This window comes from Prevotella sp. E15-22, assembly GCF_023204875.1.
GTDB lineage: Bacteria > Bacteroidota > Bacteroidia > Bacteroidales > Bacteroidaceae > Prevotella.
In genome coordinates, this window is sequence record NZ_CP096247.1 from 2,940,567 (window position 1) to 2,963,395 (window position 22,829).

The following is a 22,829-nucleotide window of genomic DNA, read 5'->3' on the forward strand; positions in this document are numbered from 1 at the left end:
ACACAACAAATAAGCAGACATCATGGAATGGAATCAACTTATTTCTAATTGTCGCCTAGGCCAAGAGAATCGTCATCTGGAACGCCACGACGATCGTACCGAATTCAAGCGCGACTATGATCGACTTATCTTCTCGGCCCCTTTCCGTCGTCTGCAAAACAAAACCCAGGTATTCCCCTTGCCTGGCAGCATCTTTGTCCACAACCGCCTCACTCATTCCCTTGAGGTGGCCAGTGTGGGCATGTCGCTTGGCAACGATGTCTATCAGCACCTGCACAAACGTTATGGCGAAGCACTCAGTCCGCTGGTATCCGAGATTGGACAGATAGTAGCTGCCGCCTGCTTAGCCCACGACCTGGGCAATCCACCTTTCGGTCATAGCGGCGAGAAGGCCATCCAGACCTTCTTCACCGAGGGCAAAGGCAACTATCTGAAAGAGAAAGTTTCGCCCGAGTTTTGGGAAGACATCACCCGTTTCGATGGTAATGCTAACGCCTTCCGCCTGCTCACTCACAGTTTTAAGGGCCGTCGCAAAGGCGGCTTTGCTATGACCTATAGCACACTGGCCTCTATTGTGAAGTATCCCTACGCCTCGTTTCATGCGCCCAAGAACAAGTTTGGGTTCTTCTGCAGCGAGCAGGATAACTATCTCACCATTGCCCACCATCTTGGCATCCCTCAGATAAAGCCAGGCGCTGAGGGACAGCAACGCTGGGCTCGCTATCCGTTGGTCTATCTTGTCGAGGCTGCCGACGACATCTGCTACGAGATTATGGACATCGAGGATGCTTATAAATTGAAGATCTTATCCTGCGATGAAACCGTACAACTGATGCTCTCATTCTTTAATGAAGACAGCAAAAATAGAATTCTGAAACGCATCAGCGACGAAGAACTCACCGACCCCAACGAGAAGATACAATACCTGCGTGCCTGTGTCATCGGCAAACTCGAGTACGAATGTGTTCAAGTCTTCATCAATCACGAAAGAGAGATTCTCGAAGGTTCTTTCATAGGTTCGCTCATTGACTACATCCCGTCCATTCCGAACGAAGCCTACGTCAATTGCACCAAGGTATCCAAGGCTCGCATTTATCGCAGTCGCCCTGTGCTCGATGTCGAGCTCTCTGGTTATCGCATCATGGCCACCCTCATGGAACTCATGGTTGAGGCCATCGAGCATCCTGAACGCTATTACTCTCAGCAACTCATTGGGCGTGTCAGCAGTCAATACGAAATAGATAGTCCTGACCTCGAGACCCGTCTCATGGCAGTTATCGATTATATCAGCGGCATGACCGATGTCTATGCCCTCGATGTCTATCAGAAGATCTGCGGCATCTCGCTACCAATTATCTAATAATTGTATTTTCTATCGTTCATAAACACAGAGAGTTAAAATACATTATAATCCTGTAGAATTAATTTTGAATTTACTTAAAGGTATTTAAAACTTTGCCAGGTAATACTTACTTGGCATCCCCTTTTAGTAACTTTGCATCTCAAATTGAAATTACAATTATCACACAAAACAAATAAAATGGAATCCAAAATGAATGTAAGCATCATCATGAACAAGGATGTGACCATTGAGGCAGAGAGTTTGAGAGAGGCAACAAACAAAGCACAGGAGCTGATGGAGAAGCCTGAGCAAGAGTTGGCAATCACAAAAATTCTTTTCGGTGAGAGAACATCATACAATGTTAGCGGCTTTTAAGGCTTGAAAGATTCTCAGGATAAAACAAGGCGGCACCCCACACACACGGGATGCCGCCTTTCTTATTAACAAAAATACCTTAATAGAGGTAAACCTTGAAGTTCTTCACACTGCCTGGAGCACCCTGCTCTGCACGAGGCAGGTACTCAAGAGCCTTCACGCTCTGCTCTGAGCCGAGGTCAATGACAAGGAGATGAGGAGCCGAGGCACCCTTCTCTGTCTGCCAGTAAGTTGACTCCTGCAGGTCGAACACCTTATCACCCAGGTGGTTGCCACCCTCATCCTCCGAGTTGGCATACTTGGTCTTCCAAGGCTCGCGAGAGAGTCGCTTGCCGTCTTGTCCCTGCAAGTAAAGCTCAGCGATGGCTACACGATCGCCGTCCTTCTGTGTAGAAAGACACTCAATAGCGAGGTAACGACCCTTCGCGGTCTTACCAAACTGGATGGTCTGCCAGCCGTTGCCAGCCTTGAAGGCGCCAGTAGCCACGGGCGTAGCACTGTTCAAGTCGGGCTTATCGCCAATATTATTGTGCTTATTACTCTTTTCCAGCTGCAACTTATTCAGTTCAGGCTCAGCCTGTCCCCATACCACAGCCTCACGAGGACCAACCACGTCAAGTACGATAATCTCGTTCTTGCCCTTCTTCAGCCAGCAGCCAGGCACATAGAGCGTCTGTTGCGGACCAATGCTCCAGATGCGGCCCATGGCATGACCATTCACATAAACCTGTCCTTTACCCCAAGTCTCGAAGTTCAAGAACGTGTCACCCACCTTCTTTAGATTGAAGTAGCCACGATGATAGCCAGCTTTCATGATGTCGCCAAGTTTCTTCGAGCCCTCATAGCCTTGTGTTAAGGCAAGTGCAGGAACACTCCCTTTCACCTTGCCTGCAGTCACCTGATCGTTGACACCTTTCACCCTATCAAGAGCTCTTACTGCGGTCTGATAATCATCGGGAATGGCTACATTCGTCCATTGTTTCGGCGTCAGCATCATCTCTACATTGTCAGTCTCGGTAGTTAGCGTGACGTTGCCAACGATGCCCTTAAAATCCTTGATGGCACGACCGAAGTTGATGCGACCCATACCTTCAACGATGATAATCAACTCGGCACCTTTCTTGACTGCAGGGATGATAAGCGACTTCTCGTTCTTCACACGATCAATCTTTCCAATATACTGCTGATCAATAAACACCTGAGCAAAATCATGGAACTCACCACTGAGCACACTCTGAGAAGTAATCTCGGGCAGACGGGTGGAGTACATCATTGTGCCCCAACCCATATCCATTTCCTCAAAGGTCTTAATTTCACCATTAACGGGCTTGGTTATTGCACTTAAAAGTGGTGCAAACTCTGTCAGCTCAAACTTAGGCACAGTGATGATGGGCATAGGCGCCTTAGGCACATTAGGCATCTTCTTGCCGTCGTTATACTTCTCCATCATCTTACGCAGTTCCCAGAACTTCGGCGTGGCCTGACCATACTCGTTGATGGGGGCGTCATAGTCATACGAGGTAACATCAGGTGCAAAGCCAGGAGAGTTAGCGCCGGCCCAGTGGCCAAAAGAGGTACCTCCGTGAGTCATATAGAGCGAGAACGAGATGCCTTTGCTGAGCATTTCATCCATGCCCTCCACCATATCCTTTGCAGGACGCGTCTCGTGGCGAGCGCCCCACTTGTCGAACCAGCCGCTCCAGAACTCAGAGCACATCTTTGGTGCGTTAGGACGCAACTCGCCAAGACGACGGAACTGATCGTTGATGTTGGCACCCGTGCCGAAGTTCATCGTCCAGGTAAGGTCGTCCAATCCGTTCTTCTCGAAGTTGCTCGACCAGTCGCACTGGAACAATGCCAATTCCTTGCCATAAATACCACGCAGACAGTCGCGAATCTCGCTGACGTAAGGCTTATCCTCGCCATACGAGCCATACTCGTTCTCTACCTGCACCATAATGATAGGACCACCATTCTGGATAGTCAGCGGCTTCAACTGCTCACCCACCTTCTGCTCGAAGATCTTTACGCGTTCCATGAAGTATGGGTCGCGCTCACGCAGTTTAATATCCTTCTTCTTCAGTAGCCACCAAGGCAGACCGCCCATCTCCCATTCTGCACAAACGTATGGTCCAGGGCGCACGATGACATACATGCCGTTCTTCTGTGCGATACGGCAAAACTCAGCCACATCGTTATTACCAGTGAAGTCAAACTGGCCCTCTTTCTGCTCATGGATATTCCAGAACACATAGATACACACCGTGTTCATGCCCAGAGCCTTACACATCTTAATGCGATGATCCCAGTAAGCACGGGGGATACGGGGATAGTGAACCTCGGCTGCCTTCACCACGAAGGGTTTGCCGTTGAGAAGGAACGTCTTGTTGCCCGTGGTAAACGTACCAGGCTTGCTGGCTGCCTGCATCGAAGCAGGTGCTGCCAACAACAATGCCGCGAGGGCAAGATGCTTGAAAATGTTCATAGTAGTAGTGTTTGTTTATTATTAAATGATATTTATTCTTTTCTCATGTTGCCATCCATTCTGTTAAAGACTGGTTTGCCATCCTGAGTCAGTCCAACGGCCGCCACTCTGATGCGTGTCTGCTTGCCATTGTTGTAGAACGAGCAAGAGAAACGACCTTCCTCGTCAAGACGGGCGTTAGGGTTCCAATAGAGCGTGCGACGATAATCCTGCAAACTGTCTGGCAAAGGGCGCTGACTGTAATTGGGATGATAAAACTCATAAGGAGCATACATACCCTGCAAAATAAGTCGACGGTCACGATAAGTATAGGTCTTTCCACCATCTTCAAACAACATGAAGTCGAGTGTCACATCAGGCGCATTGATATTCTGTTCCACACGCTTTTCCTCATTGCGCAACTCAAAATCAGTATACAGACGTATTTTGTCCTGGCGGTTGAGCATGATATCCTGATTTATCAGGTAGTCGCTCTTAAACTGCTCCATCGAAACACCTGGGTCAAAGTTACGATAGAAGACATAAGGCACCAGCATGCCATCATTGTGTCGCGCCAACACATGCATGGGCTCATCACTATTGTAATTACCCAACAGCGCCATGCTCACCTGGAAGGGGAACTCTCGCGCATCGTAATAGCCAAAAGAGAGTCCACGGTCAGTGACCAGGTTATAAAGTTCCTGCGTATCGTAAACACACGCCGGCTTACTATAGTCAATCTTACGACGGCCACGACGGCGACGGCCCTTTACGCTGACATTTTTCAACTTCGTGTCCATCTTCGATATTCTCTCCACCTCAGGCAACTCGCTATCGTCCATCGTAGACATCGAATATTCGTCCTCAGGCTGGTGCACCTGATAGAACGAAAATTTCTTCGCAAAGACTGGATAGAAGAGATCACGCTTCACATAGTACTCAGGAATGGCTGTCTCGTCAAGCACACCCTTGTTCTCAATGCGACGGTGTTTTCTGTCACTGATATCCGTATCATAGGCCTTAATAAAGAGGATAGCCTGACCATAATAAGGTGGCACATTAAACGAGAAACGACCACCATGGTCGGTTTCCATCTGGACCGTTGCCACATCCTTACCATAAACCAACTCAGCCTCAAGGGTCACCTCCTTTTTAAGTCCGCCACGAGCCTGGAATAAATCATATTCACTGTTAATGCCACGGATAGTCAGCGCCGTACCCTCCTTATATAAGGTAGAGACACCGCCTGGAGGTGGAGCCGTTCCACCAGACTCCTCGCTACCACTGGCATCCGACGAAGAACTCTGTGCACTTGCCGTACGCTCGGCCAACTCCTCAAGCAGGTATTTCGGGCCATCAAGTTCGCCCAGCAGCGAAGGACTGTAGCCAAAGACACCTTTGGCCCAATAGCGCACCTCGTCAGGCTGATAGCTTGGCGTTTCTGGCATCGGATAGACTGCACCCTCCACCACCATCTGCTGTTCTGGCGCATAGCGCAAAGGTTGTCCGCTGGTCAACGTCTGATAGTCGTAGCGTCGCCATCCCTGCACCATCAGCAGGAGGTCAAGATGCTGACGATGCGCAGCGTCATCGGCCTCGAAATAGTAGTCGGGATAGGCCACAAAGCCCTTCAGCTCACTACTCAGCAGCAGATCGGTCAGCATATTACCCGTGTCGTAGGTCAATTCGTCAGTAGCGCCATCGCGCACAGCAATAGAGATATGCTGGGCATCACCAGGCGCCTTGAAGTTCAGGTCTATCTGCTCGAATGGCTCGTAGGTCCTGGTGGTGGCATCCACAGCAATAGTTGCGTCGTCGTAGTCATGATGGTTAACAAAGAACAAACGGTCGGCCAGGGGCTGTCCTGTTTCGTCGAATACCACCAGGTTGTTGACACCCGTTGGCAGGTCGGCCTTGTTGATAACGAGTTGCTTACTGCCAGTAATCGTCTCGAAATACTTAAGAACGCCACGACAGAGCACGGCCACGCCATACTGCTGGTCATCGGGCAGTCCACTCAACTTGATATCCGCTTTCAACCGACTGCTCACAGCATCCAGATGCAAGGCGCATCCCAGCTTCTCCGTCTTTGGCAGGTCGATGGAATAACGCTTGCCATGCCACATGAACTGGGCAGAAAGTCGTCCACTATCAGGCACCTTGACAGTGAAGCATCCACGTCCCTGATGTGTCGTACGGATGGCCAGACTATCCTTCCTGTCAGGAATACGTAGGAAGCCGCTGATGTTCTGCTGCTCCCCTTCCTCATCAAGGGCCTCGAAGGCCACCGTACAGGTCTGCCCAGCAATCAGATGTCCGCCTTCAGGATAGAAGTTCACAGTAAGTCTTTCCTTGAGTTCCTTCTCAGCACGCGACTTTGGTCTGCTCACAATATACTTGCCTGAATAGTCGCCAGGCTTCTCTGGTCGTTCATAGACAGGAACCACACGCGAATAGACGGCATCAAACTGACGGAAGAAGTCATGCGCCATCTGGCGGTCGTAAAAATGGACATAGTCCTTATAGCCATATTTATGTTCACTGACACAGAAGTTCAGCATCCAGCGCGTATAGGCCCTTACCTCATAGAAACCAGAATAGATCGAGTCCTCCAGGGCAAAGTTGCCGTCGCCATAGCCCTTTTCCGATGCAATGATGCTTTGGCGTTCCACCACCATGCCATCGGGCGACACCAGTTCCACGTAGAGGATGCGACTCATATTGGAATAGGTCAGATCGTCGGCCCTCATCACATAGGCCTTATACCAGATGGTATCTCCTTTGAAATAGCATTGGTTATCAAGATGTAGATACACCTTCTCCTGCACAGGTGCGTTCATCAGCATACTTTTGATACTATCAAGGGCATGCTGGGCATTGGCCGTGAGACAGAGGCTGAGCGACAGGAGAAGGGTGTATATCTTATGGTTCATTGTTTCGAAACGAATGTAGTGATGCTGCGAGGAGCCAGGGTGGTCTCACCGCTGCATGGGGTTAATGGTTTAAGTGTCTCTCCATCGGCATCGCTGGTGCGATAGGGCTGCCAGCTGCACGCCGCAACATCGTTGCGGCCCACTGTGAAGGAGAAGGGCTGACTGTTCTCGCTATAGTTGATGGCCACAACGACCCACGAGCCGTCTTTGTTCTGATAGGCCGAGACCATCACGCCATAGGGGTCTTCCTTCTGTTTTGAGTCAACGTCGTAGCGCACGGCACCAGGACGCACAAAGCGACTATAGTTACCCAGTGCCCACATCAGGCGACTGTCTTGGGCACGATGCTGGCGGTCATACACACGGATAAGACCGTCCTTATAGTTACCACCACAGGCACGCCACCAAGACCAGCTCTCGGCATTGGCATAGCAGAGGTCGTGATGAATGACGCGAGCCACATAGAGGGCGGTTTTCATCGTAAAGTCATAACCACCGCCACCACCAATCTCCTCGTCATTACTCATAATACAGATCTCCGACTGCCAGAACTTCACGCCATATTTCTTCAATGTCTTACGCAGGTCCTGACGGATACGCTTCATATAACTGACAGGCGTGTTAGTCCAATAGCTGTGTGCCAGCATCAAGTGGGGCACCAATGGCGTATCGCCCAGATAGGTCTGTGTACTGTCCTTCGACCAGAACGAGGCAATGGCGTTGCCACGCTCCCAAGACGTCTTATAGACGCCCAGAAGACAGCGCAGGTCGCTCGACTCGTTGACCATGATTTGCGTCTTGAGTCCCTTTTCTGTAAAGGCCTTACTCGTCTTGCGCGCCACCTCGGCTATCTCCCAATTGGTGGCAGGCGAGCCCTCCTGCTTGGGGCCCTGCCAGTTCCAGTGGCCATCAGGCTCGTTGACAGGCGATATATAGTCGATATGCACACCATGCTCGCGCTCCAAGCCGCTGACCGATTCGGCCATGAACTTGGCAAAGTCATCGTAGCACTCATAGCGCAGGTTCAGCGTACCATCACGACCAGTGTTGGTGGCCAACTCATTCTCAGTGAAATACACAGGGGGTGAGTTGAGGAAGGCTAGGATATAGGGCACACCACGCTGCTTGGCCATCTTGAGAAACTTCACCTGACCAGCCTGACGAGACCAGTCGTAGGTACCGTCAAAGCGCAGGAAGCACTCCGTACGAGTGTCCCTATTAATATACGAGGAGTCGCCCTGCTCAGCACTGCCTGCCCCCAGGTTGAAGCGCCACAATGAAAGACCTATGCCACGAGGCTGTCCATTAGCGTCGTTCTCTGTAGAAAAGAGCCAATCGGCAATCTGCTGTTGGACATTTTCTTCAGGCCATAGACCGATGTTCTGCATAGACCACGCGTCAGAAGCTCCGAAATGCTCGATGGTCTGCTGCGGGCTTTTCGGATTAATCGTGTAAGTCTGCGCCTGAACGGCGAGGGCGCATGTAAGAAACGCCAGAGTCAGTACTTGTTTCATAAGTAAGTTTTAAATGTTGGATTGTTGGATGCAAAGATAAGAAAAATATCTGGAAAAGTACGCTGATATAAAAACTTTTTCGTAACTTTGTACCAACAAACAACCAATAAACTCATAGACGATGAAAGCTATACAGTGTTTTGATGAATTGGCCGAACATCTGAAAGCCAGTGGCACTAGGCGCAGAGTGGCCGTAGTTTGCGGACAAGACGAAAGCACGAAGGGTGCTGTGATGCGAGCCAAGGAGGCTGGTTTCGCAGAGCCTATCTTCGTTGACGATGACGATGTGGACGTGGCGGCAGCCAAGGCTGTGGCGCTGGTTCGCGAAGGTCAGGCCGACGTCATTATGAAGGGTCTGCTCAACACGGACAACCTGCTGAAGGCCATCCTCAACAAAGAGACGGGCATCCTGCCCAAGGGACAGGTGCTCACCCACCTTACTTGCGCCAAACTTCCCATGTACGATAAGTTACTGTTCATGACCGATGTGGCCGTGATTCCCTACCCCACCAAGGAGCAGCGCGAGCAGCAGCTGCAGTATCTGCTGACCCTATGCAGAAAGATGGGCGTTGAGGAGCCGCGTATTGCCCTTATCAGTTGCTCTGAGAAGGTGAACCCCAAGCATTTCCCTTGCACCGTGGAGTATCAGGAGCTGGTAGAGAAGACCAAGACAGGCGCTTTTGGTCCATGTATCGTGGACGGACCGCTCGACCTGAAGACATCGCTCTCGCCTGCTGCCTTGCACAAGAAGGGCATCCAGTCGCCTCTGGAAGGAAAGTCGGACGGCCTTATCTTCTCGGATATCCAGGCTGGCAATGTCTTCTATAAGACTATCACGTTGTTCTGCGAAGCTCAGACAGCTGCCATCCTGCAGGGTCCTCAGGTGCCTGTGGTACTCACCTCGCGTGCCGACTCGGCCGACAATAAGTTCTATTCGCTGGCATTGGCCTGCGTATAGCACGTTCCCATTAAGCATTCAACATTTTTTTGCCTATGTATATATTGGTCATTAATCCTGGTTCCACATCCACGAAGATGGCTGTCTTCGAGGACGAGAAGCCAAGGATATTGCGTGGCATCAATCATACCAACGAGGAGTTGGCGAAGTTTGGCGACGACGTACTGAACCAATTGGAGTATCGCAAACAGTTGATACTCGACGAACTGAACCGCATGAACGAGCCGATGCGCTTCGATGCCGTGATTGGTCGCGGCGGATTGGTAAAGCCTATTGCGGGTGGCGTATATGAGATTAACCAGCAGATGCTGGACGACACACTCAACGGCATTGCGATGCACAACCACGCCTGCAATCTGGGATGCCTGATTGCGCACGAGATTGCTCAAACCATTCCTGGTTGCCGTTCATTTATTGCCGACCCAGGCGTGGTGGACGAGTTGAACGACTATGCTCGCATCAGCGGCTCACCCTTGATGAACCGCATCTGCATCTGGCATGCCTTGAACCAACGCGCCATCGCACGACGCTTTGCCAACGAGATTGGCAAACGCTACGAGGACCTCGACCTGATTATCTGCCACTTAGGTGGAGGCATCTCTGTGGCGGCCCATCAGCACGGAAGGGCTGTCGATGCCAACAACGCACTGGATGGCGAGGGACCGTTCTCGCCTGAGCGCGCAGGCAGTCTGCCTGCTGCCGACCTTATCCGACTGAGTTTCAGTGGCAAGTATTCTGAGAAGCAACTACTCAAGCGCCTGGCTGGCAAGGCCGGACTAAATGCCCACCTGGGCACCAGCAACGTGAAGGAGATAGAGCAGCGCATAGCCAATGGCGACGAGCATGCTGAGATGATTCTGAACGCCATGATCTATCACGTGGCAAAGAACATCGTGGGACTTGGGGCTGTGTTCTGTGGCAAGGTTGATGCCATCCTGCTCACTGGCGGACTGGCTCGCTCGGAATATGTGATCAGCCGATTGCGTCAGCGTATTGAGTTCCTGGCACCCACCTATTGTTTCCCTGGCGAAGATGAAATGGAAGCCCTGGCTCTGAATGCGCTGGCTGTGCTGCGAGGGAAGCGAGAAGTGAAGATATACGAATAAAAATAAAGGCTGACCCGTTGGTCAGCCTTTATTTGTTATATTAAGCGTCGATATTAGCATAAGTAGCGTTCTTCTCGATGAACTCACGACGTGGCTCCACATCGTCGCCCATCAGCATTGAGAAGATCTCATCAGCCTCAGCAGCATTCTCGATGGTTACCTGCTTCAGCAGTCGGTTCTCAGGATTCATTGTCGTCTCCCACAACTGCTCTGGGTTCATCTCACCCAGACCTTTGTAGCGCTGTGTGTGCAGGGCAGAAGAGTTCTCGTCGCCAGCCACATACTTGTCGATGAAAGCCTGACGCTGCTGCTCAGTGTAGCAGTACTCAGAGACCTTCTTATAGGTGCACTTGTAAAGGGGAGGTGTGGCAATATAGAGGTGACCACCCTGAATAACCTGCGGCATAAAGCGATAGAAGAGCGTCATGATCAGCGTGTCGATGTGCGAGCCATCGACGTCGGCGTCGGTCATGATGATAATCTTGTCGTAACGCAGCTTATCGATATTGGCATCCTTTGAGTCCTCGCCGTCAACGCCGAAGCGCACACCAATACTCTGGATGATGTTCATCACAGACTCGGCCTCGAACACACGGTGCCACTGTACCTTCTCAACGTTCAGGATCTTACCACGCAAGGGCAGGATAGCCTGGAAATGACGGTCGCGACCCTGCTTGGCAGAACCACCGGCCGAGTCACCCTCGACGAGGAAGATCTCACATTCCTTAGGATCCTTGTTCGAGCAGTCGGCCAACTTACCAGGCAGGCCACCGCCAGTCATAGGATTCTTACGCTGTACGCTCTCACGTGCCTTACGGGCAGCAATACGGGCTGTGGCAGCCAGAATCACTTTCTCGCAGATGGTATGAGCCTCCTTGGGGTTCTCCTCCAGGTAGTTGGTCATAGCCTCGCCTACGGCCTTCTGTACAGCACCGTTCACCTCGCTGTTACCCAGCTTTGTCTTGGTCTGACCCTCGAACTGAGGCTCGGCCACCTTTACTGAGATGATGGCAGTAAGACCCTCGCGGAAGTCGTCCTGTGCCACCTCAATCTTGGCCTTCTCAATCTGCTTGCGCAACTGATCGTCCTCGTCGGCATACTTCTTCAGTGTACGGGCCAGGGCAATGCGGAAACCTGTCAGGTGGGTACCACCTTCAATGGTGTTGATATTGTTAACGTAAGAGTGGATATTCTCTGAATAGTCGCTATTATACAGCAGAGCCACCTCGATGGGCACACCGTCCTTCTCGGTCTTCAGACAGATAGGGTCGCCGATGATAGAGGTACGATGACGGTCCACGTAGCGCACAAACTCCTTCAGGCCTTCCTTGGCGTGGAACACCTCGGGCTCGCGCAGCTTACCCTCCTCATCAGGACGCAGGTCGGTGAGCGTGATGGTGATGCCGGCATTCAGATAGGCCAGCTCGCGCATACGCTTGGCGATGATGTCGTACTTATAGAGGGTGGTGGTGAAGATAGAGCCGTCGGGCCAGAACTGCTGACGGGTACCTGTCTTGTCGGTGTCGCCCACAATCTTCACGTCGTACAGGGGCTTACCCTTCTCGTACTCCTGCTGATAGATATGACCATTACGGAACACCTGCGACTTCATATGAGTAGACAGAGCGTTCACACAGCTCACACCCACACCATGAAGACCACCAGAAACCTTATAAGAGCCTTTATCAAACTTACCACCAGCGTGAAGCACCGTCATAACCACCTCAAGGGCGCTCTTGTGCATCTTCTCGTGTTCGTCTACAGGGATACCACGTCCATTATCCTGAACGGTGATAGAATTATCTTCGTTAATGGTCACTTCGATGTGCGTGCAATAGCCTGCCATAGCCTCATCGATAGAGTTATCGACAGTCTCGTTCACCAAGTGGTGCAGACCTTTTTCACTGATGTCGCCGATATACATAGCAGGGCGCTTGCGCACGGCTTCCAATCCCTCAAGTACCTGAATGTTACTCGCGGAATAATTTTGTTCTGTTTGGTTCAGTTCTTCTGCCATTTTCTTTATTGTACTAAATTGGTGCAAAGGTACAAAATAAAAGCGAGAATGACGAATTTTTTCGTGCGAAAAAAACGATAAAAAAAGCCGCCCAAGCGAACTTGAGCGGCTTTGTTGTATTTTTGAGGCTTATTAAGCCAGCTTATTCACGTGCTGAGCGAGGCTTGACTTCAGGTTAGCAGCCTTGTTCTTGTGAATAATGTTGGTCTTAGCCAACTTGTCCAGCATCTTCTGAACTTTGGGATAGAGAGCAGTAGCCTCTTCCTTGTTTGTCATAGCGCGCAGCTTGCGAACAGCGTTACGCATGGTCTTAGCATAGTACTTGTTGTGCAATGCCTTCTTCTTGTCCTGGCGAATTCTCTTCACCGATGATTTGTGGTTTGCCATTTTTTAATTAATTTTTTGTTGTTAAATTTAAAGCTTATGGGTCTTGCTCCTCAAGGGATGCCCTGGGCGGACCTTTCAGAAGAGTGGCCTCTTCAAAAAAAATCCTCCGCCACCCCTTCCCAACTCCTGCTGGTAGCGCACCACTGCGCAGATGACGGATTTTAATTTTGTAGTCCCTAGGAGAGTCGAACTCCTCTTTAGAGAATGAAAATCTCTCGTCCTAACCGATAGACGAAGGGACCATCGACGCTTAAAGCGGGTGCAAAATTACTACTTTTTTCTGGTTTAGCCAAATTTTCCCAAAGAAAACTGCTCTTTTTTGTGTTTTTTTTGCTAATTTCGCAGCCATGAAGGTTAAGACTGAGGCAATTATACTGCATACTTTCAAATATGGCGAGTCGAAATTAGTGGTCGACACATTCACCAAAAGTCATGGGCGTCTTTCGTTCATGGTTCCCATGCCTCGCAGCGCTCATGGCAAGATCAAGAAGCAGTATTTCCAGCCACTTACCTTATTAAATATAGAGGCCGACGTCAACCTACAGTCTCAACTGCAGAAGATTAGCGAGGCCTCGCTGCTGGCCCCTCTGCCCTCGCTACTGAGCGATCCTTCGAAGTTGGCCATCGGACTTTTCATCTGCGAGTTTCTTTATCATGCCTTGCGTGGCGAGCAGCAGAATGAGCCTTTGTTCGAGTATGTCTGCACCAGCATTCAGTGGCTGGATCAACGCGAGAGCGACTTTGCCAATTTCCACCTGGTGTTCCTGATGCACCTCAGTCGTTTCCTGGGCTTCTATCCCAACCTGGAGGCACCAAGGCATGAAGGCGAAAAGGCCCAACGAAGCGAGGACAATCTGTATTTCGACCTACGTGCGGCCTGTTTCTGCGAGCACACACCGCTGCATCGCGATTTCCTGATGCCCAACGAGGCCAGTCGCATCCGCCTGCTCATGCGCATGGATTTTTTCTCTATGCATCTTTTCCGCATGGGTCGTGCCGACCGCAACCGCATCCTGGAACTTATCATCCAGTACTATCGCCTTCACATTCCCCAATTCCCTGAACTCCGTTCTCTCCCCGTTCTGCAGGAGTTGTTTCAGTAAACCGCAAGGCTTTTTCCCCGTTTAACAAAGGCTTTTTCTCCTTTAATTTTTGTTTGTCTTGTTTTAAATAAGGTTGACACCAAAAGTTCAACATTATGGTGAAACAACCCAAAGAAAAATGTTATTCTAGAGATGTAAATCTGATTAACGAGATGAAGGATGTCTTTGATATGCGTTATGTCCAGCACCTCCGTGAGAGTGAAATTTTATCACGTACAGGTCTAAATAGAACTCGTTATTACAAAATTCTTCGTACCTTTGCTGCGGAATATCCAGATTTAGCAGATCAAATGAAGAAAAAAGGCAATGATGTAACTCCGGAGGACTACAAGAAGTTACTTGAGGAGGTGTCAACCCTGAAGTCTCAACTGAAGAAAGAGAAGCTTCGTGCAGACTTCTATGAGGAGATGGTGGCTTTTGGCAAGGAAGTGTACGGCATTGACTTAAAAAAAGCTGGCACCAAGTAGTGAGTAGGCTTTACACTCGCGACGCGAAGGCTTATCCTGTCACGTCGCAGTGTGAGCTGCTTGGTGTGAGTACACAGGCCTACTACAAACACGGCAACAGTCAGATGCGTAAGCTCGCAGAAGAGACATTTGTAGTGGAGTTTATCAAGAATATCCGCAAGAAGGACCGCGGCATGGGCGGTGGTCCGCTGTGGCATAAGTATACAGATACATTCGGCGAGGAACACAGTGTGGGCTACAACCGTTTCTACGACATCATTGACAAATACGGCTTGAAGGTGCGCAAGAAGAAGCGTCGTACCAGGACAACGGACTCCGACCACGACCTGCCCTTGTATCCCAACCTTGTGAAGAAGCTCATCCCGTTACGTCCCAACCAACTATGGGTGAGCGACATCACCTATATGGTCGTCTATCTCAATGGCCAGACTGGCGAGTACGATTTCTGCTACCTGTCGCTGGTGACGGACTACTATACGAAAGAGATTATCGGCTGGTGCGTGGGCGATACGCTGGAGGCCAAGTTTGCCATTAACGCGCTCAACATGGCTTTGAAGCGTCTTGGCGGAAATCCTGCCCATGACCTCATCCACCACTCTGACCGCGGCGTCCAATACGCCAGCTACGCCTATACGGATATTCTGAAAGCAAACAATATCAAGATCAGCATGACTGAGTGTGGAGATCCCAAGGAGAATGCAGTAGCCGAACGTGTCAACGGCATTATCAAGAACGAATTGCTTATGGACATGTCGTTTTTCTCTATTGATGAGGTAAAAAGAGCCCTGAAAGTAGCTATTGACTTCTATAACAACGAGCGTCCACATATGAGCCTTGACTGGAAAACACCAGCTCAGGCTGCTCTCTGTACTGGCGAATTGAAGAAGAAATGGAAGAGTCACAGAGAAATTGCACTCAAAGCTTTGGCTGCATAAAATTAAATAGGTATCTTTGCATCAGAATAGGTGTAAACCCGATTTATAACTAATTCCAAATAGAGTCAACGTGAAATAAAAATTAAGTTTAATTGAGTCAACTCTTATCATTAATAAGACTGGAAGTAGTCAACTAAAATCGTTAAACTACAGTTTCCACTTTGTTTCCATAAGCGAAACACTTTGTTTCCTTTATAGAAACACTCTGTTTCCATTATGGATACACTTTGTTTCCATTATAGAAACACTCTGTTTCCATTATGTTTTCAGTCTAAGAGCGTTGTTGTCTACTCAAACGATATACTACAGGAAAAACACGAAGATTTTGAGATTTTTGCGAAATACTGCCAAATAAATTTTGAGAATTTTGTGGTTTTGCCCCTAAAAAATTTTGAGGAAAGAAAATAATTCCCTATATTTGCAACGTCAAAACAAGGAAATTATGGAGCCTAAGAGACTTTTCAAACGTAAAATATACGACCAGCTACTCAAGTGGAAGCAGCAGAGCAATGGAAACAGTGCTCTCCTCATAGAAGGTGCTCGTCGAATCGGCAAATCAACTATCGTTAAGAGCTTTGCCAAGAACGAGTACAAGTCCTTCATCTTTATCGATTTCACCAAATGCTCAAAGGAAGTCAAGGATCTCTTTAACGACATATCTGACCTCAATTATATTTTTCTGAGGCTTCAGCTGATTTATGGTGTGCAATTAATCGAACGAGAATCCCTTATTATTTTTGATGAGGTGCAGTTCCAGCCTCTTGCTCGTCAGGCAATCAAGTCGTTTGTGGAAGACCATCGTTACGATTATATAGAAACTGGCTCCCTTATTTCTATTCGAAAAAACACAAAGAACATACTCATTCCCAGCGAAGAAGAACGCATCTGTATGTATCCAATGGATTATGAAGAGTTTCGATGGGCCTTAGGCGATACGGCAACTATCCCATTACTCCGTACTATCTGGGATAATCCATACCCATTAAAGGAAGCACATAGAAAACTGATGCGAGATTTCCGTCTCTATATGCTTGTTGGTGGTATGCCTCAGTCTGTTGATGCCTATTTGGAGACAAACAACTTTGAAATGGTAGACCGAGCCAAAAGGCTTATTTTGGACTTATATGACGAGGATTGGGGAAAAATCGACCCATCAGGAAAGGCTGCACGCATATTTGCAGCTATACCTGCGCAACTCAACAGCAATGCCTCTCGCTATAAGATTTCCAGTGTTATTCCAAAGGCAAGGACTGAAGATTACATAGAACTTATCTCAGAGATGGAAAAGACAAAAACAGTGAATATCTCACACCACTGTGATGATCCCAATATAGGTCTTGGAAGTACAGAGGATTTGGAGTCGTACAAAATGTTTGTTGGTGACACAGGTCTCTTTGTAACGCTGGCATTTCGAGACAAAGCATTTACAGAAAACGTCATCTACGAAAGACTTCTCAGCGACAAGCTTGCCACTAACCTTGGCTACCTATATGAGAATATTGTGGCTCAGATGCTTACAGCTTCCGGCAATAAACTATTCTATCATTCATGGCCAACAGAAAGTGGGAAACACAATTATGAGGTCGATTTCCTGTTGTCTCGCGGGACTAAGATACTTCCAATCGAGGTAAAGTCCTCTTCATACAAAACACATGCATCCATAGATGCATTTTGCAAGAAATTCTCGTCACGTATCACCAATGAGCGTTATCTTATCTATACCAAAGATTATGCACGAGAAGAATCCATGAAGTATCTACCTGCATATCTAGCATATTTCTTATAGATAGCAAACAGATTACAGACAGATACGCCAGTATTCCCACGAGGCTGGCTGGAACGGCGACGTCCTTTTCGATGGGTTCGTCGAGGATTATGAGTGGTAAACAAAAATCGCAGGCAGTACTTCTGTTGGTACTGCCTGCTTCTTATCTGAGAAACAACAAGTATATTCTATTCCTTTTCATAAATCAATCATTCAGAAACAACTTCCAAAAGTTTCTTGGCATACTGATTAAATCTATCTTGATTGTCTATTGAGCGAGTCTCTCTAGATTTCGCTGAACTTACGGGAACGTAAATCGTTGTTATATAATTCGCACTTGAAACCTCCATTCGAATAAAGGTAGTTGATGTTTCTGATGTCAGTCCATCGATTCCGATAAAATAGGATTTGCTACCCTCATAGTATGTCGTCATAATATAGCGTTCAGCCAAATACTTCCCATAAGTAGAAGCATGATTTGTACTAACTACAGCTCCTATACTAGCTAATTTACCATTTTCAAACATATAGACTAAATAACTGGCACCACCAGCATTTTCATAAGTCAACGTTGTTTCTGTTGACTTGTCGCTTAAAGTACCCTGAGTCTGATGGCTCTTAACGTAATCCACAGTGCATCCCCAATTATTGACAGGATCATCATAGAGATTATACAATGGTTTTACTTTTATCGATATAGTATGTTTACCATTCACCAAGAGACTTGTTTCACCAACATGGAAAGCAGATACTTTATTTCCCGTTGCATATGCTACAAATGGATTTGAAGATGTAATAGTATCAGCCCATTCGATTACCTTTTCACCGTCAGAGTAGATGGAAATTGGGGATGTATCCACATTGTCTTCATCGTTATCGTCGCTTCCACAAGATGTAACAAATGGCAAGGCCAATACAGCGAGCATCATGCTCCAAAATCTAATTGTTTTCATAATTTTTAGTTTTAATTTATTAATTGGTTATTTGAACTAGATATATACAAAAAAACGTGGACAAATTACTCTGTCTACGTCTCCCAAGCGTCGCCAAACGCCTAACAATCTAAACGAGTAAAAGTCCACGCCATCAGGCGCGAACCCCATCTTTCGTTCTTGATTGTCTCATATATTTGGCGATATTAGGGAGACAAGAATCAAAAAGTGGATGTTCTATCCTATATGTCCTTGTTATACTTTATCTTTTTTTTCAGCCCATAGGCATCAATAATTAATGGGTTCTACATTATTATATCTTATGCTTCTACATAATCCAATGGATTACGTTTGATGACTAGCGGATAACGGTCTGGGTGACGCAGACTTTCAATCTCAAGGTCCACGTCAAGATCCGGCCATTCTATAGCTTCCGAGCCAGACATCTGCACATTTAGCACACTACTAATAGGTGCATCTTTCATCCAGGGTATACGATTATAAGAGAGGAAGTAATCGTTACCAAGCACGGATAGCATAATGCCTTGCGCATTAATCATCAATACGCTTGCCGATGTGCTGCTACCTTCGCTTTCGCGTCTAAAGACTGGACTCATTACAAATATTACATTATTTGGCGCAAAGATAAGGAATATAAATGAAACTTCCAAGAAAAACAAAAAAAAATCTCCGAGTCGCTTGTCGGCTCGGAGATAATTGTTATTTCGTCTTTACCAAACGCTTGGTTTCTACGACCTCTCCATTAACAAACATCGTGCATAGGAAGATTCCCTTATCCAAAATGCTGCTATCGATTGTGGCACTTGTATCGGCTGGAGAAAGTGGTACTCTTGTCATCACACGACCAGCCATGTTTGTAACAAGAAGATAGGCATTGGAAACATCTTCTGCCAAAAGATATCGCACAGTGGCCGGCTCATTGACAGATGAAGGTACTGCTGAGATAAGCGTATTGCCCATAATCGAACGAACGGAACCCACGTCAGTAGCATCACCACCACGTGCCATCATGACATCAACAAACTTTTCCGTACGACTGTCAATTTGCACTTTCAGTTCCTGAATACAACTGATCAAGATGGGAATAAGATCAGTATAATTGATTCCAAATCCATCTGGAATCTTCACAACTAACGAGGGAAATATTGCCTTAAGTTCCTCAGGCAATAAGCCGTAACGCAACTTTGAGCGCATCTCCTCATTCATCTGTTCCAAATGATGAATATAGGCCTCTCTCTCTTCCTCACTCAGATAACTGAGGTCTTCTTCTGACATTCCAGAATTAGGCTTCATAGTGTATTCAACCACATGCAAGCCCAGAATATTATCCAAGATAAACTGCTGAGGCGTATCGCTTCCCAAGAGTTTGATATTCTCCCAATTGGTATTCTCTGTTGGAATGCTGTCCTGTCCACTGATTCGCTTATCTAACGTGACATAGCCGTAATAATAATAGTTATCGGCACAGAGACGCACTTCATAGTCACCATCGATTGTCGTAGGCAGATAAACTGGCTGACAGCGTTTGCAAGGTACTGCGTATACACTTTCATCACCCTTGAAGAGCATGAATGTCAAACTATCTTCAGATTCAGGAAGGATGAATTTATGGTCATCCTGTGTAACGAACAATGTATTAGCCAATGTTTGTGTTGCATCTGTCGAGTCTGTCTGAGTGACTACAAGATAGAGGGGAACATAGTTTATTTTCGCCTCAACAGAAGCCAAGCTGCCAAAAAGGGCTGCAGCAACAATAAGCAGGTATTTTTTTAACATGACAAAATATTTTAAATTTGATGCAAAGTTAAAAAATATTCCTTTTTCATCCAAATAATAATAAGAAAAAGTACAATTGCCATGATTAGTACCCTTTTTATAGACCAAAAAGAATTCTTTTTAGAATAAAAAAGTGTAATTTTGCAGACGAAAGTATTAAAAAACAATGTCGATATGGGTATTGAGGATAAAAGCAGATATGTGAACGATGCAGTGGAACTGCTGAAGGAACTGATTGCCACACCACGCGTGAGCAGAGACGAGACGGCCGCTGCCGACTTGATGGAAGAACGCATGAAGCAGTGGGGACTGAACCCACAACGCGAGGCCAACAACCTGTGGGCAGTATCGGACAACTTCGACGAAACCAAGCAGACCATCCTCCTCAATGCGCATATCGACACTGTGAAACCTGTAAGGACATGGACACGCGACCCTCACGAGCCTGCCATCATTGACAATTGCCTCTACGGCATAGGTGCCAACGACTGCGGCGGCGGACTGGTGACCCTCTTACAGGTGTTCCGTATCTTAAAAGAACGTGAGTTGCCCTTCAACCTTGTCTATCTGGCTTCGGCCGAAGAGGAAGTATCTGGAAAAAACGGTGTTGAGCGCGTATTGCCACTGTTGCCCAAGATTGACGTGGCCATCGTTGGCGAGCCTACTGGCATGCAGCCAGCCATAGCCGAAAAGGGACTGATGGTGATTGACGGATATGCAAGGGGGGTGAGTGGTCATGCTGCAAGAAACGAAGGTGTGAATGCTATCTACGAAGCTTTGGACGACCTTGTCTGGCTGCGCGATTATAAGTTCAAGAAGGAGAGTCCGCTGCTGGGATTCAGCAAGATGACCGTGACACAGGTAGAGAGTGGCACCCAACACAACGTTATTCCAGACGCACTACACTTCGTGCTCGACATTCGCACTAACGAATACTATCACAACGAATTCGTCTTCAACTTCCTTCAGAAGCATATGAAGAAGTGCATCCTGAAGCCACGTTCATTCCGTCTGCACTCATCATGCATCCCCACAGACCATCCGCTGGTGAAGCGCTGCATAGCATTGGGACTCAAGCCTTTCGGCTCGCCCACCCTATCGGATCAGGCCCTGATGCCCTTCCCCTCGTTCAAACTGGGTCCTGGTGAATCGTCACGCAGTCACAGCGCCAACGAGTTTATCCGCATTGACGAGATAGAACAAGCCCTTGACACCTATCTGAAGATTATCCTCTGAGCCAAGGACGAGGATTGAGCAATTCGGTCCAGTTACGCAATTGGAACTGCATGGTGTTTGATGCACCCAGTCGTCCAAGTGTCTGATTGGTGGATACCTTCTGTCCTGCCTTCACTGAGACGCTGGCCAAGTCGCAATACACAGAGATGTATCTGCCATGGCGCACCATCACCACATAAGAAGAACCAGAATAGAAGATCTTACTCACCTCGCCATCGAACACACAACGAGCCATGGCGCCTGGCTGTCCTTTCAAGTGCAAGCCCTTGCTGCTCAAATGAACATTACCCAAGCCCTCGACAACGTTGGAACCAAAGCCACGAACAACCTGGTAAGGACCTGTGATGGGCATAGGCAACTTACCCTTGTTGCTGGCAAAGTTGCCAGTGAGTTTCTTATCTGGATCGGCATTGACAAAGCTGTCAATCTCCTTTTTAGTCTCTTCCACATGGCGCTCGGCCGTCACACGATCCTTCTCGGCAGCCTTTGCACGCTGAGCAGCCTCAGCCTTTTCACGTTCAGTCTTGGCCGCACGCGCCTGAGCCTTGGCAGCCTCCTCCTTCGCTCTTGCCTCAGCCAGTCGCTTCTCGCGCTCCTTGCGCTCACGCTCCTTGCGTGCCAGTTCCTCAGCCTTGCGTTTCTTCTCAGCCTCGATGCGCGCCTTCTCGCGAGCAATCTCCTCGGCAATCAGCTTTTCAATCTTAGCATTCAGCTCAGCCTCCTGCTTCTGTTCCTTCTTAATCAGTTCCTGAACTGTTCGCTGTTCCTTCTGCAGCTTCACCACCATCTGTTTCTGCTCAGCCTGCTTACGCTCCAGGTTCTGTTGCTCCGTCTGGCCCTCTCGCAACTTGATATTCTTCTCCTGACGGTTACTCTCAATCTCCTGCTGCTTGGCCGTGATCTGTGCCTGCTTCACCTTCACTGCCTCGCCCTGCGCCTTTTGATAGGTGGCATACTCCTTCATAAAACGTGAGCGACGATACATCTGGTTGACGTTCTTGGCACTGAACACAAACATCATCTTGCTCTGCGAGTTGCGATTGCGATACATATAGCGCATCGACTTGACATAACGCTGCTGGCGGTCGGCCAGTTCCTTCTCGAGCACCTTCATCTCGGCATTGAGCGTGGTGAGCGCACTGTCCAGCGTAGCGATATGCGTGCGAATCGTATCAATCAGTCGTTTCTTATCGTCAATCTCGCCTCCAAGTACCAGCACATCCTGCATCTGCTGCTTCACCCTGCGGTCCAGCTCTGCCTTCTGTTTTTTCTTCTTCTCGATATCCTGACGCAACTGCTTCTGCGAAGCCTGCATCTTCTCCCTTTCAGTCAGCGGTTTCTTGGCCGCAGGCTTCTTGGTTGTTGTTTTCTTTGTTTTTTTCTTATTCTGTACCTGTGTTGTGGTCTTCTTACGCTGTGTGGTCTTCGACTTCTGAGCCGGAGCCATCACACAAACAACAAGAGCCAAGAGCAGGACAATGAGTCTTCTCATACTTTA

The 22,829-nt window shown here is 48.2% G+C and carries 18 protein-coding genes and 1 tRNA gene; 9 read left to right on the forward strand and 10 right to left on the reverse strand.

The genetic code is table 11. The features are described 5' to 3' along the window. Window positions 1-22: 22 nt before the first annotated feature. Window positions 23-1,360: a dGTP triphosphohydrolase gene (dgt, locus tag M1D30_RS12185; RefSeq protein WP_248504361.1), complete on the forward strand. Its 1,338-nt coding sequence runs from the start codon at window positions 23-25 to the stop codon at window positions 1,358-1,360. A 180-nt stretch (window positions 1,361-1,540) separates the two neighbouring features. After that, window positions 1,541-1,717: a hypothetical protein gene (locus M1D30_RS12190; RefSeq protein WP_248504363.1), complete on the forward strand. Its 177-nt coding sequence runs from the start codon at window positions 1,541-1,543 to the stop codon at window positions 1,715-1,717. Between the two features lie 79 nt (window positions 1,718-1,796). Here M1D30_RS12190 and M1D30_RS12195 read toward each other — a convergent pair whose 3' ends face one another. Genes M1D30_RS12195 through M1D30_RS12205 form a run of 3 tightly spaced genes read right to left on the reverse strand, consistent with a single transcriptional unit; the run spans window position 1,797 to window position 8,628 of the window. Continuing rightward, window positions 1,797-4,202, reverse strand: a complete 2,406-nt coding sequence (locus tag M1D30_RS12195) for a beta-galactosidase (protein ID WP_248504365.1) — start codon at window positions 4,200-4,202, stop codon at window positions 1,797-1,799. 32 nt (window positions 4,203-4,234) lie between these two features. After that, on the reverse strand, window positions 4,235-7,114 hold the full coding sequence (locus tag M1D30_RS12200; RefSeq protein ID WP_248504367.1) for a hypothetical protein: 2,880 nt from the start codon (window positions 7,112-7,114) through the stop codon (window positions 4,235-4,237). Further along, complete coding sequence (locus tag M1D30_RS12205) at window positions 7,111-8,628, reverse strand: glycoside hydrolase family 30 protein (RefSeq protein ID WP_248504368.1); 1,518 nt, start codon at window positions 8,626-8,628, stop codon at window positions 7,111-7,113. Before M1D30_RS12205 ends, M1D30_RS12200 begins: the two co-directional genes overlap by 4 nt. 121 nt (window positions 8,629-8,749) lie before the next feature. Here M1D30_RS12205 and M1D30_RS12210 point away from each other — a divergent pair, with 121 nt between their 5' ends. After that, the gene (locus M1D30_RS12210; RefSeq protein ID WP_248504369.1) at window positions 8,750-9,586 is read left to right on the forward strand and encodes a phosphate acyltransferase; all 837 of its coding nucleotides are present in this window, start codon (window positions 8,750-8,752) and stop codon (window positions 9,584-9,586) included. Window positions 9,587-9,621: 35 nt separating this feature from the next. After that, window positions 9,622-10,692, forward strand: a complete 1,071-nt coding sequence (gene buk / locus M1D30_RS12215) for a butyrate kinase (RefSeq protein WP_248504370.1) — start codon at window positions 9,622-9,624, stop codon at window positions 10,690-10,692. Between the two features lie 40 nt (window positions 10,693-10,732). On the opposite strand, the gene gyrB is transcribed toward buk, so the two are convergent. The 3 genes from gyrB to M1D30_RS12230 all read right to left on the reverse strand — a co-directional run bounded on the left by gyrB (window position 10,733) and on the right by M1D30_RS12230 (window position 13,338). Further along, window positions 10,733-12,709: a DNA topoisomerase (ATP-hydrolyzing) subunit B gene (gene gyrB, locus M1D30_RS12220; RefSeq protein ID WP_248504371.1), complete on the reverse strand. Its 1,977-nt coding sequence runs from the start codon at window positions 12,707-12,709 to the stop codon at window positions 10,733-10,735. A 132-nt stretch (window positions 12,710-12,841) separates the two neighbouring features. Next, a complete protein-coding gene (gene rpsT, locus M1D30_RS12225) occupies window positions 12,842-13,096 on the reverse strand; it encodes a 30S ribosomal protein S20 (RefSeq protein ID WP_248504372.1) in 255 nt (84 codons plus the stop codon). A 170-nt stretch (window positions 13,097-13,266) separates the two neighbouring features. Continuing rightward, window positions 13,267-13,338: transfer RNA gene (locus M1D30_RS12230), tRNA-Glu, on the reverse strand. Between the two features lie 105 nt (window positions 13,339-13,443). Here M1D30_RS12230 and recO point away from each other — a divergent pair. From recO to M1D30_RS12250, 4 genes are all read left to right on the forward strand, one after another. Then, a complete protein-coding gene (recO, locus tag M1D30_RS12235) occupies window positions 13,444-14,199 on the forward strand; it encodes a DNA repair protein RecO (protein WP_248504374.1) in 756 nt (251 codons plus the stop codon). 95 nt (window positions 14,200-14,294) lie between these two features. Next, entirely contained in the window at window positions 14,295-14,666 is a 372-nt protein-coding gene (locus M1D30_RS12240; RefSeq protein WP_248504216.1) for a hypothetical protein, read from the forward strand. Next, entirely contained in the window at window positions 14,666-15,601 is a 936-nt protein-coding gene (locus M1D30_RS12245) for an IS3 family transposase (RefSeq protein ID WP_248504218.1), read from the forward strand. Before M1D30_RS12240 ends, M1D30_RS12245 begins: the two co-directional genes overlap by 1 nt. Window positions 15,602-16,043: 442 nt before the next feature. After that, a complete protein-coding gene (locus M1D30_RS12250) occupies window positions 16,044-17,387 on the forward strand; it encodes an ATP-binding protein (protein WP_248504376.1) in 1,344 nt (447 codons plus the stop codon). A 188-nt stretch (window positions 17,388-17,575) separates the two neighbouring features. Here M1D30_RS12250 and M1D30_RS12255 read toward each other — a convergent pair whose 3' ends face one another. The 3 genes from M1D30_RS12255 to M1D30_RS12265 form a co-directional block, all read right to left on the reverse strand. Further along, window positions 17,576-18,319, reverse strand: a complete 744-nt coding sequence (locus M1D30_RS12255) for a hypothetical protein (RefSeq protein WP_248504379.1) — start codon at window positions 18,317-18,319, stop codon at window positions 17,576-17,578. A gap of 299 nt (window positions 18,320-18,618) precedes the next feature. Beyond that, on the reverse strand, window positions 18,619-18,858 hold the full coding sequence (locus tag M1D30_RS12260; RefSeq protein ID WP_248507856.1) for a DUF2442 domain-containing protein: 240 nt from the start codon (window positions 18,856-18,858) through the stop codon (window positions 18,619-18,621). Window positions 18,859-19,018: 160 nt separating this feature from the next. After that, entirely contained in the window at window positions 19,019-20,095 is a 1,077-nt protein-coding gene (locus tag M1D30_RS12265; RefSeq protein WP_248504381.1) for a hypothetical protein, read from the reverse strand. A 174-nt stretch (window positions 20,096-20,269) separates the two neighbouring features. Between M1D30_RS12265 and M1D30_RS12270 the strand changes: the two genes are divergently transcribed. Beyond that, complete coding sequence (locus tag M1D30_RS12270; protein WP_248504383.1) at window positions 20,270-21,331, forward strand: M20 family metallo-hydrolase; 1,062 nt, start codon at window positions 20,270-20,272, stop codon at window positions 21,329-21,331. Here M1D30_RS12270 and M1D30_RS12275 read toward each other — a convergent pair. Continuing rightward, window positions 21,321-22,823 carry a murein hydrolase activator EnvC gene (locus M1D30_RS12275; RefSeq protein ID WP_248504385.1) on the reverse strand — a complete coding sequence of 501 codons (1,503 nt, stop codon included), beginning with the start codon at window positions 22,821-22,823 and terminating at the stop codon, window positions 21,321-21,323. The genes M1D30_RS12270 and M1D30_RS12275 overlap by 11 nt on opposite strands. Between the last annotated feature and the right edge of the window lie 6 nt (window positions 22,824-22,829).